This is a genomic window from Streptomyces sp. NPDC101151 (assembly GCF_044768335.1).
In the GTDB taxonomy this organism is placed as follows: Bacteria; Actinomycetota; Actinomycetes; order Streptomycetales; family Streptomycetaceae; genus Streptomyces.
The window spans coordinates 301,748-312,798 of sequence record NZ_JBIWPP010000002.1 but is presented as its reverse complement, the minus strand read 5'-3'; the positions used below and the strand labels follow the sequence as shown (position 1 = coordinate 312,798).

Below are 11,051 nucleotides of genomic sequence, written 5' to 3'. Positions count from 1 at the left end.
CGCGCTCGACCGTGCCCGTGGCGGGGCACCAGGCAATCGGCGCCCCTCGCCGGCAGCTGTCAGCGCTCCTCGACCGGAACGAAGTCGCGCTCGACCACGCCCGTGTAGATCTGGCGCGGGCGACCGATGCGGGAACCCGGCTCCTTGATCATCTCGGTCCACTGGGCGATCCATCCCGGCAGCCGGCCGAGGGCGAACAGGACCGTGAACATCTCGGTCGGGAAGCCCATGGCGCGGTAGATCAGACCGGTGTAGAAGTCGACGTTCGGGTAGAGGCTGCGCGAGACGAAGTAGTCGTCGGAAAGCGCGTGCTCCTCCAGCTTCAGGGCGATGTCCAGCAGCTCGTCGGACTTGCCGAGGGCGGAGAGCACATCGTGTGCGGCGGCCTTGATGATCTTGGCACGCGGGTCGAAGTTCTTGTAGACCCGGTGGCCGAAGCCCATCAGGCGGACGCCGTCCTCCTTGTTCTTCACCTTGCGGATGAAGGAGTCGACGTCGCCGCCGCTTTCCTGGATGCCTTCCAGCATCTCCAGGACGGACTGGTTGGCACCGCCGTGCAGCGGGCCCCACAGGGCGGAGATGCCGGCCGAGATCGACGCGAACATGTTGGCCTGCGAGGAGCCGACCAGGCGGACCGTGGAGGTCGAACAGTTCTGCTCGTGGTCGGCGTGCAGGATCAGCAGCTTGTCCAGCGCGGCCACCACGACCGGGTCCAGCTCGTACTCGTCGGCCGGGACCGAGAACGTCATGCGCAGGAAGTTCTCGACGTAGCCGAGGTCGTTGCGCGGGTAGACGAACGGGTGGCCGATCGACTTCTTGTACGCGTAGGCCGCGATCGTCGGAAGCTTGGCGAGCAGGCGGATGGTGGAGAGGTTGCGCTGCTTCTCGTCGAACGGGTTGTGGCTGTCCTGGTAGAAGGTGGACAGCGCCGAGACGACCGAGGACAGCATGGCCATCGGGTGGGCGTCGCGCGGGAAGCCCTTGTAGAAGTTCTTGACGTCCTCGTGCAGCAGGGTGTGCCGCGTGATGTCGTTCTTGAACGTCGTCAGCTCGTCGACGGTCGGCAGCTCACCGTTGATCAGCAGATACGCCACCTCGAGGAAGGTGGAGCGCTCGGCCAGCTGCTCGATGGGGTAGCCGCGGTAGCGGAGGATGCCCGCCTCGCCGTCGAGGTAGGTGATGGCGGATTTATAGGCGGCCGTGTTGCCGTAACCGCTGTCCAGAGTCACCAGACCGGTCTGGGCGCGGAGCTTCCCGATGTCGAAGCCCGTGTCACCGACGGTGCTGTCGACCACCGGGTAGGTGTACTCGCCGTCGCCGTACCGCAGTACTACAGAGTTGTCGCTCACGTCTTCCCTCACCCGACGTAGTGCCTCATCTTCGAGGTGCCCTGACTGTCTCTACCATCCCCCATTTGGCTCAGGAGAGTGCACTCGGGGTCGACCATTGGGCCTATTGGCGGCACTCAGTGCCGCCAACCTGCTCATCCTGCCCCCTCCGACCGGCATCTGGAAGTGTTCTGTGACCTTTGCGACTCGTTTGATCGATCATTTTTTGTGAGGCGGATCGCCGGCCCTGGTCAGAGGCCGGTCAGGAGTCGCGAAGTCTGAAGTCCAGTGCCGTGCAACGCCGCCCCGCCGACACCGTGCGCACCGCCTGCCCGATCGCCTTGCGTGAACCGACGAGGACGACCAGCCGTTTCGCCCGTGTCACCGCCGTGTACAGCAGGTTCCGCTGGAGCATCATCCACGCACCGGTGGTGACGGGGATCACCACGGCGGGATATTCACTCCCCTGGGAGCGGTGGATCGTGACCGCGTACGCATGGGCCAGTTCGTCCAGTTCGTCGAATTCATACGGGACCTCCTCGTCCTCGTCCGTCAACACCGTCAGACGCTGGTCGACCGGATCGAGCGAGGTGACCACGCCCACGGTGCCGTTGAAGACGCCGTTCTCCCCCTTCTCGTAATTGTTGCGGATCTGGGTGACCTTGTCGCCGACACGGAAGACGCGGCCGCCGAACCGCTTCTCCGGCAGATCGGGCCGGCCGGGGGTGACGGCCTGCTGGAGCAGGCCGTTGAGGGTGCCGGCGCCGGCCGGGCCACGGTGCATGGGCGCGAGCACCTGCACGTCCCGGCGCGGGTCGAGGCCGAACTTGGCCGGAATGCGCCGGGCGGCCACGTCCACGGTGAGCCGGCCCGCCTCCTCGGTGTCGTCCTCCACGAACAGGAAGAAGTCCTTCATGCCGTCGGTGAGCGGGTGCTGCCCGGCGTTGATCCGGTGTGCGTTGGCGACCACGCCGGACTGCTGGGCCTGCCGGAAGACCCGGGTGAGCCGCACGGCCGGGATCGGACTGCCCTCGGCCAGCAGATCGCGCAGCACCTCCCCCGCGCCGACGCTGGGCAACTGGTCGACGTCGCCCACGAAGAGCAGATGGGCTCCCGGCGGCACCGCCTTCACCAGCTTGTTGGCGAGCAACAGGTCCAGCATGGAGGCCTCGTCCACGACCACCAGGTCGGCGTCCAGCGGGCGGTCCCGGTCATAGGCCGCGTCGCCGCCCGGCTTCAGCTCCAGCAGCCGGTGCACCGTGGAGGCCTCGGCGCCGGTCAGCTCGGCCAGCCGCTTGGCGGCGCGCCCGGTGGGGGCGGCCAGCAGGACCTTGGCCTGTCTGGCGCGGGCCAGCTCCACGATCGAGCGGACGGTGAAGGACTTGCCGCAGCCGGGTCCGCCGGTGAGCACGGCGACCTTCTCGCTCAGCGCGAGCCGGACGGCGGCCTCCTGCTCGGGGGCGAGGTCGGCGCCGGTACGTGATCTCAGCCAGCCGAGCGCCCTGTCCCAGTCGACCTCCCGGAAGGCCGCCATCCGGTCCTCCGCCGTCCGCAGCAGGCGCAACAGCTGTGCGGAGAGGGAGAGTTCGGCGCGGTGGAAAGGCACGAGATAGACGGCGGTGACGGGCTCCGCGTCGCCGTCGGGTCCGGGCACCTTCTCGCGTACGACCCCGGGATCGGTGCCGTCCTCCGGTGGCTGGGCCAGCTCGGCCAGGCACTCGATGACCAGTCCGGTGTCGACCTGGAGCAGCTTCACCGCATCCGCGATCAGCCGCTCCTCCGGCAGGAAGCAGTTGCCCTGGTCGGCGGACTGCGACAGCGCGTACTGGAGGCCCGCCTTGACGCGGTCCGGGCTGTCGTGCGGGATGCCGACCGACTGGGCGATCTTGTCGGCGGTGAGGAAGCCGATGCCCCAGACGTCGGCGGCCAGCCGGTACGGCTGGTTCTTCACGACGGAGATGGACGCGTCGCCGTACTTCTTGTAGATCCGCACCGCGATGGACGTCGAGACCTCGACGGTCTGGAGGAAGAGCATGACCTCCTTGATCGCCTTCTGCTCCTCCCAGGCGTCGGCGATCTTCCGGGTGCGCTTGGGGCCGAGGCCGGGGACCTCGATCAGCCGCTTCGGCTCCTCCTCGATGATCTTGAGGGTGTCCAGGCCGAAGTGCTGGGTGATGCGGTCGGCGAAGACCGGGCCGATGCCCTTGACCAGCCCGGATCCGAGGTAGCGGCGGATGCCCTGGACGGTGGCCGGCAGGACGGTCGTGTAGTTCTCGACCAGGAACTGCTTGCCGTACTGCGGATGCGAGCCCCAGCGGCCCTCCATCCGCAGCGACTCCCCCACCTGGGCGCCGAGCAGCGCCCCGACCACCGTCAGGAGGTCCGCGCCGCCTCTGCCGGTGTCGACCCGGGCGACCGTGTAGCCGTTCTCCTCGTTGGCGTACGTGATGCGCTCCAGTACGCCTTCGAGCACGGCGAGCCGCCGCTCCCCCGTGGAGTTCCCCGCCTGTTGAGCCATGATCCGACGGTACCGGCGGGGTCTGACATCACGATCCGGTCTCAGCAAGTCGTTGAGGTCTTGATTAACAGCCGTGTAATCGATTCCAATCCTCTGTACATGGCTGTGTAATCGATTCCACGAGGAGGTGGAGCCGGCGATGGCGAGCATCAAGGACGTCGCCGCCGCGGCGGGCGTCTCCGTCGCGACGGTCTCGCGCGTCCTGAACGAGCACCCGTCGGTCAGCGTGGACGCACGCACGCGCGTACTGGCCGCCGTCGAGAGGCTGGGCTACCGCCCGAACGCCGTCGCCCGTTCCCTGCGCACCGACCAGACCCACACCCTCGGCCTGGTCATCAGCGACGTACTCAACCCGTACTTCACCGAACTGGCCCGCTCCGTCGAGGAGGAGGCCCGTGCGCTCGGCTACAGCGTGATCATCGGCAACGCCGACGAGCGGCCGGACCTGCAGGACCACCACGTGCGGAATCTGCTGGACCGCCGCATCGACGGTCTCCTCGTCTCCCCCACCGACGGCGGCTCCCCGCTGATGCTGGACGCCGCGCGCGCGGGGACACCCATGGTGTTCGTGGACCGGTGGATCCCGGGGGTCGAGGTACCGGTCGTACGCGCCGACGGGCGCGAGGCCGTACGGGATCTCGTCGCCCATCTGCACGGGCTCGGGCACCGGCGGCTCGCGATCATCGCGGGACCGGCGGCCACCACGACCGGCAGCGAACGCGTCGAGGCCTTCCGGGAGGCCATGGCGGAGTACGGGATCCCCCTCCCGGACGCCTATACGGGCCACGGCGACTTCCAGGCCGACAGCGGACGGCGGGTGACCGAGGGCTTCCTCGACCTGCCCGAGCCGCCCGAGGTCGTCTTCGCCGCGGACAACCTGATGGCACTCGGTGCCCTGGACGCGATCCGCGCGCGCGGGCTGCGCGTTCCGGACGACATCGCGCTGGCCGCGTTCGACGACATCCCGTGGTTCGTGCACACCGATCCGCCGATCACCGCGATCGCCCAGCCCACCGGCGAACTGGGCCGGGCCGCCGTACGGGCCCTGGTGGACCGCATCGAGGGACGGCCTCCCGCGTCCGTCACCTTCGCCGCCCGTCTCGTCGTACGCCGCTCGTGCGGCGAGTCCCCCGTCCCCTCGCAGTCCCCCTCCCCAGTGCAAAGGAGCACGCCGTGAGCGACCCGGACGAGTTGCTGCGCATCGAGGGCATCCGGAAGACCTTCCCGGGCGTGGTCGCGCTGGACAGCGTCGACTTCGACCTGCGCCGGGGCGAGGTACATGTGCTCCTCGGTGAGAACGGCGCCGGCAAGAGCACGCTCATCAAGATGCTCTCCGGTGCCTACACCCCGGACGCCGGGCGGATCCTGGCCGGCGGCAAGGAGGTGCGCATCCATGGTGCGCAGGACTCCGAGCGCCTCGGGATCGCCACCATCTACCAGGAGTTCAACCTCGTACCCGACCTGACCGTCGCCGAGAACATCTTCCTCGGCCGCCAGCCGCGCCGGTTCGGGATGATCGACCGGAAGCGGATGGAGGCCGAGGCGGAGGTCCTCCTCACGCGCGTGGGCGTCCCGGTGTCGCCACGCGCGCGTGTCCGCGAACTCGGCATCGCGCGCCTGCAGATGGTCGAGATCGCCAAGGCCCTGAGCCTGGACGCACGCGTGCTGATCATGGACGAGCCGACCGCCGTGCTCACCTCGGAGGAGGTCGAGACGCTCTTCGCGATCGTGCGCTCGCTGCGCGAGGACGGCGTCGGGATCGTCTTCATCACCCACCACCTCGAAGAGATCGCCGCCCTCGGCGACCGGGTCACCGTCATCCGGGACGGCAAGAGCGTCGGGCAGGTCCCGGCCACGGCCCCCGAGGACGAACTCGTCCGGCTCATGGTGGGCCGCTCCATCGAGCAGCAGTACCCGCGCGAGCGGGCCGAGAAGGGCGCGGCGTTGCTCACCGTCGAGGGGCTCACCCGCGACGGCGTCTTCCGCGACATCGGCTTCGAGGTGCACGCCGGCGAGGTCGTCGGCATCGCGGGGCTCGTCGGGGCGGGCCGTACCGAGGTCGTGCGGGCCGTGTTCGGCGCGGATCCGTACGACCGGGGGGCCGTGAAGGTCGCCGGCACCGCGCTGCGGCGGCACGACGTGAACGCGGCCATGGCGGCCGGGATCGGGCTCGTGCCCGAGGACCGCAAGGGCCAGGGGCTGCTGCTGGACGCCTCGGTCGAGGAGAACCTGGGGCTGGTGACCATGCGGTCGGCGACCAGGGCCGGGCTGGTGGACCGCGGGGCGCAGCACACGGCCGCCGAGCGCATCGCGGGGCAGCTGGGTGTGCGGATGGCCGGGCTCGGCCAGCATGTGCGCACCCTGTCCGGCGGCAACCAGCAGAAGGTCGTCATCGGCAAGTGGCTGCTGGCCGACACCAAGGTGCTGATCCTCGACGAGCCGACGCGCGGCATCGACGTCGGCGCCAAGGTCGAGATCTACCAGCTGATCAACGAACTGACGGCCGCCGGAGCCGCCGTCCTGATGATCTCCAGCGACCTGCCCGAGGTGCTCGGCATGAGCGACCGGGTGCTGGTGATGGCCCAGGGCCGGATCGCGGGCGAACTCTCCGTCGACGAGGCCACGCAGGACGCGGTGATGTCCCTCGCCGTGAGCACCCCTACCAACGGACAGGAGGCCCCCCGTGGCCGCTGACACGCTCAAGAGCACTCCGGGCGCGAAGAGCGCCCCGGGCGGCCTGCGCCGCCTCCTGCTCGACAACGGCGCGCTGACCGCGCTGATCGTCCTGGTCATCGCTCTGTCGGCGCTGTCCGGTGACTTCCTGACGGCGGACAACCTGCTCAACGTCGGCGTCCAGGCGGCCGTGACGGCGATCCTGGCCTTCGGCGTGACCTTCGTGATCGTCTCGGCGGGCATCGATCTGTCGGTCGGCTCGGTGGCCGCGCTGTCGGCGACCGTGCTGGCCTGGAGCGCCACGCAGCACGGCGTGCCGGTCGCCCTCGCGCTCGTCCTGGCCGTCGCCACCGGCATCGTCGCCGGCCTGGTCAACGGCTTCCTGATCGCCTACGGCAAGCTGCCGCCGTTCATCGCGACGCTCGCCATGCTGTCGGTGGCGCGCGGACTGTCCCTGGTGATCTCCGGGGGCATCCCCATCCCCTTCCCGGACTCGGTCTCGCACCTCGGGGACACCCTCGGCGACTGGCTGCCGGTGCCGGTGCTGGTCATGGTCGTGATGGGCCTGATCGCCGCGCTCGTGCTCGGCCGGACCTACATCGGCCGCTCGATGTACGCGATCGGCGGCAACGAGGAGGCCGCCCGTCTGTCGGGCCTTCGCGTGAAGCGGCAGAAGCTCGCGATCTACGCCCTGTCCGGCGTGTTCGCGGCCGTCGCGGGCATCGTGCTCGCCTCCCGGCTGTCCTCCGCGCAGCCACAGGCCGCCGACGGCTACGAGCTGGACGCGATCGCCGCGGTCGTCATCGGCGGCGCCTCGCTGGCCGGCGGCACCGGCAAGGCGTCCGGCACGCTGATCGGCGCGCTGATCCTCGCGGTCCTCCGCAACGGCCTCAACCTCCTGAACGTGTCCGCCTTCTGGCAGCAGGTCGTCATCGGTGTCGTCATCGCGCTGGCGGTGCTGCTGGACACCGTGCGCCGCAAGGCGGGGGCGACCCCGGTGACCACCGGCGGCGGGGGCGACAAGCGCAAGCAGGCGGTGACGTACGCGCTCGCGGCCGTCGTCACCGTGGCGATCGTCGGTGCGACCTCCCTCCTGCACAGCGGCTCCTCGTCCTCGACGACCCCGAGGATGGGCCTGTCGCTGTCCACCCTCAACAACCCCTTCTTCGTGCAGATCCGGGCCGGTGCCCAGGCCGAGGCGAAGAAGCTGGGCGTGGACCTGACCGTCACGGACGCCCAGAACGACGCCTCCCAGCAGGCCAACCAGCTGCAGAACTTCACCAGTTCGAACCTCGGTGCGATCATCGTCAACCCGGTGGACTCGGACGCGGCGAGCAACTCGGTGAAGGCGGCCGACAAGGCGCGGATCCCGGTCATCGCGGTCGACCGGGGCGTCAACAAGGCCTCCGTGGACGCCCTGGTGGCCTCCGACAACGTCGCCGGCGGCGAACTGGCCGCCAAGACGCTCGCCGACAAGCTGGGCGGCCGGGGCAAGATCGTGATTCTGCAGGGCCAGGCGGGCACGTCCGCCGCCCGGGAGCGCGCGCAGGGCTTCGCCGACGGGCTCAAGGCCTACCCGGGCATCCAGGTCGTGGCCCAGCAGCCCGCCGACTTCGACCGCACCAAGGGCCTCGACGTGATGTCGAACCTGCTCCAGGCCCACCCGGACGTCCAGGGCGTCATCGCGGCCAACGACGAGATGGCTCTCGGCGCGATCAAGGCACTGGGTTCCAAGGCAGGCAGGTCGGTCCAGGTCGTCGGCTTCGACGGCACCCCGGACGGTCTGACGGCGGTCAAGGGCGGCACGCTGTACGCGTCGGTGGCGCAGCAGCCGACCCAGCTGGGCAGGATCGCCGTGGACAACGCGCTGAAGGCCGTTCAGGGCAAGAAGGTCGAGCCGACGGTGAAGGTGCCGGTGAAGGTCGTCACGAAGGACAACGTGGCGGGCTTCAGCGGCTGACGAGGCCGGCTACGGCGAACGGGCGTGCGGTCGTGCACGATGGGTGGCGGCCGCCCGCCTCGGGTCATCTCTCAGGGGAGTCACTTCCATGTATGACTACGACCTCCTGGTCGTGGGTTCGGCCAACGCCGACCTGGTGATCGACGTCGAGCGGCGGCCGGCCGCCGGCGAGACGGTGCTCGGCGGTGACCTCAGCGTCCATCCGGGCGGCAAGGGCGCCAACCAGGCGGTCGCGGCCGCCCGGCTCGGGGCGCGTACGGTGCTGCTGGCCCGGCTCGGCGACGACGCCCACGGCCGGCTGCTGCTGGACTCGCAGCGTGCGGCCGGGGTGGACACGGTGGGCGTGCTGGTGGGCGGAGCACCGACGGGCGTCGCGCTGATCACCGTCGACCCCTCCGGGGACAACAGCATCGTGGTCTCGCCCGGCGCCAACGCCCGGCTCGCGCCCGCGGACATACGGGCCGCCGTCAGCCTCTTCCTCGCCTCACGGGTGGTGTCGGCGCAGCTGGAGATCCCGCTGGAGACGGTCGTCGAGGTGGTGCGCAACCTCGCGCAGGACAGCAGGTTCGTGCTGAATCCCTCACCGCCGCGCCCGCTGCCCACTCAGGTGCTGGCCGCCTGCGACCCGCTGATCGTGAACGAGCACGAGGCGCGGGTGATCCTCGGAGATTCCTGTGTGAGCGAGGAACCGGCGGACTGGGCCCGGCTGCTGCTGGCCAAGGGCCCGCGCTCGGTGGTGGTGACGCTGGGCGCGGAGGGGGCGCTGGTGTGCGATTCCTCCGGCCTGACCCGGGTGCCGTCGGTGAAGGTGGACGCGGTGGACACCACGGGCGCGGGCGACGCGTTCACGGCCGCCCTGGCCTGGCGGCTGGGCTCGGGCTCCGCCCTGGCCGAGGCGGCGGCCTACGCGGCCCGGGTCGGCGCGGCGGCGGTGACGAAGCGGGGCGCGCAGGAGTCGTACCCGACCCTGGCCGAGGCCGACGCCCTGTGAAGAGGGCGGGCATCCTCAACCGCCATCTGTCCGGAGCGCTGGCCGAGTTGGGCCACGGCGACGGCGTGCTGGTGTGCGACGCGGGCATGCCGATACCCGACGGGCCGCACGTCGTGGACCTCGCCTTCCGTGCCGGTGTGCCGTCCTTCGCCGAGGTGCTGGACGGGCTGCTGGAGGAGCTGGTCGTGGAGGGGGCCACGGCGGCGGCGGAGGTCCGGGACTCGAATCCGGCGGCGGCCGCGCTGCTGGCCGGGCGCTTCCCCGGCCTGGCCCTGGTCCCGCACGAGCGGCTCAAGGAGCTTGCGGCGAGGGCGCGGCTGGTGGTGCGCACCGGGGAGGCACGGCCGTACGCGAACGTGCTGTTGCGGTGCGGGGTGTTCTTCTGACGCCCTGAAGCCACGAGGGCGCCGACGCCCTGAAATCTACGAGGGGGCGTGCACGGTCCGTCGACCGGGCACGCCCCTTCGGCTTTCCCCTCCGTATCAGGACCTCTTGATCCCCCCCGGGTCCCCCACCGGAAGTCCTGATGCAAGCTACGACACGTGGAGTGGCGGCAGGGTTGCACGCCGTCTCAAGATTTTCTGCGGGACCCGCGAGGGCCGTGAAATTCCGTTGCCGGCCGGGAGCCGGATGTCTACGGTCCCGGTCATGCTGCCCCTGGTGGAAACGGACGAGGAGCGGGACGCGGTCGTCCCCGACGAGACGGTGATGCGCCCGGGAGCGGAGGACCTCTGTGCCCGCCTCGGCCTGGCCGGCGCACCGCTGACCCGTTTCCCGGACGGGTCGCAGCCGGTCTACGCGGTGGGTGACGAGCACGTGCTCAAGCTGTTCCCCAAAGCCGCTGCCGCCGACGGCATCGCCGAGGGGCGCGTCCTCGCCCACCTCCAGGGACGGCTGCCGGTACCGACACCGCAGGTGCATGACTTCGGCGCCTACGAGAACGGCTGGCGGTACGTCCTGATGTCCCGCCTCCATGGCGAGAACCTGGCCCACACCTGGGCCCGGGTGCCCCGAAGTCATCAGGAACGGCTGGTGACCGAGATCGGTGAGACCTTGGCCGAGCTGCACTCCCTGGGCCCCGATCCCCTGGCGGACGTCCTCGGCCCCGGCGACTGGGGCGCCTTCGTGGACCGCCGGAGCGCCGGTGCCGTGGCTCAGCAGCGCGCCCGCGGACTGCCGGCCGCCTGGCTGGAGCAGATCCCGGACTTCCTCGCCTCGGTCGCCCTGCCGCGCGCCCCGCACCGCTCCCTGCTGCACACCGAGGTCATGCGGCAGCACTTCCTCGTCGATCCCGACGGCCGGCACCTGACCGGGCTCTTCGACTTCGAACCGGCCATGATCGGCGACCGCGCGTACGACTTCGTGGGCGTCGGCCTGTTCGTCACCCGCGGCGATCCACACCTGCTGGCCCGGCTCGCCGGGGCATACGGCCGCGTCTTCGAGCCGGCCGAACTGCTCGCGTACACGTTGCTGCACGTGTACAGCGACCTCCCCTGGTACATGAGGGAACTGGGCACACCCGCAGAGGAGACGCTGCCCTCGCTCGCCCAGGCATGGTTCGGAACGGCGTGAAGCGCTGCC

The 11,051-nt window shown here is 70.2% G+C and carries 8 protein-coding genes; 6 read left to right on the top strand and 2 right to left on the bottom strand.

Annotation, left to right across the window (positions count from 1 at the left end; translation table 11 throughout):
* Positions 1-59: 59 nt before the first annotated feature.
* Positions 60-1,349, bottom strand: coding sequence for a citrate synthase (locus ACIRU3_RS04510; RefSeq protein ID WP_404051212.1), 1,290 nt, complete (start codon positions 1,347-1,349; stop codon positions 60-62).
* A gap of 241 nt (positions 1,350-1,590) precedes the next feature.
* Positions 1,591-3,846, bottom strand: a complete 2,256-nt coding sequence (locus ACIRU3_RS04505) for an ATP-dependent RecD-like DNA helicase (protein WP_404051209.1) — start codon at positions 3,844-3,846, stop codon at positions 1,591-1,593.
* Positions 3,847-3,985: 139 nt separating this feature from the next.
* On the opposite strand from ACIRU3_RS04505, the gene ACIRU3_RS04500 reads away from it, so the two are divergent.
* The 6 genes from ACIRU3_RS04500 (at position 3,986) to ACIRU3_RS04475 (ending at position 11,042) form a co-directional block, all read left to right on the top strand.
* Positions 3,986-5,023, top strand: coding sequence for a LacI family DNA-binding transcriptional regulator (locus ACIRU3_RS04500; protein WP_404051206.1), 1,038 nt, complete (start codon positions 3,986-3,988; stop codon positions 5,021-5,023).
* Positions 5,020-6,540 (top strand): sugar ABC transporter ATP-binding protein, encoded by a 1,521-nt coding sequence (locus ACIRU3_RS04495; RefSeq protein ID WP_404051205.1) that lies wholly within the window; start codon positions 5,020-5,022, stop codon positions 6,538-6,540. Before ACIRU3_RS04500 ends, ACIRU3_RS04495 begins: the two co-directional genes overlap by 4 nt.
* Positions 6,530-8,479: a substrate-binding domain-containing protein gene (locus ACIRU3_RS04490; RefSeq protein ID WP_404051202.1), complete on the top strand. Its 1,950-nt coding sequence runs from the start codon at positions 6,530-6,532 to the stop codon at positions 8,477-8,479. Before ACIRU3_RS04495 ends, ACIRU3_RS04490 begins: the two co-directional genes overlap by 11 nt.
* Before the next feature lie 88 nt (positions 8,480-8,567).
* A complete protein-coding gene (locus tag ACIRU3_RS04485) occupies positions 8,568-9,470 on the top strand; it encodes a ribokinase (RefSeq protein WP_404051199.1) in 903 nt (300 codons plus the stop codon).
* Positions 9,467-9,856 (top strand): D-ribose pyranase, encoded by a 390-nt coding sequence (gene rbsD, locus ACIRU3_RS04480; protein WP_404051196.1) that lies wholly within the window; start codon positions 9,467-9,469, stop codon positions 9,854-9,856. The genes ACIRU3_RS04485 and rbsD overlap by 4 nt, the downstream gene beginning before the upstream one ends.
* Positions 9,857-10,118: 262 nt before the next feature.
* On the top strand, positions 10,119-11,042 hold the full coding sequence (locus ACIRU3_RS04475; protein WP_404051193.1) for an aminoglycoside phosphotransferase family protein: 924 nt from the start codon (positions 10,119-10,121) through the stop codon (positions 11,040-11,042).
* The last annotated feature ends 9 nt before the right edge of the window (positions 11,043-11,051 follow it).

Excerpts from the sequence above, each read along its gene's own strand:
- ACIRU3_RS04505 (WP_404051209.1), bottom strand. The coding sequence starts at position 3,846 with ATGGCTCAACAGGCGGGGAACTCCACGGGGGAGCGGCGGCTCGCCGTG.
- ACIRU3_RS04500 (WP_404051206.1), top strand. The coding sequence starts at position 3,986 with ATGGCGAGCATCAAGGACGTCGCCGCCGCGGCGGGCGTCTCCGTCGCG.
- ACIRU3_RS04485 (WP_404051199.1), top strand. The coding sequence starts at position 8,568 with ATGTATGACTACGACCTCCTGGTCGTGGGTTCGGCCAACGCCGACCTG.
- ACIRU3_RS04475 (WP_404051193.1), top strand. The coding sequence starts at position 10,119 with ATGCTGCCCCTGGTGGAAACGGACGAGGAGCGGGACGCGGTCGTCCCC.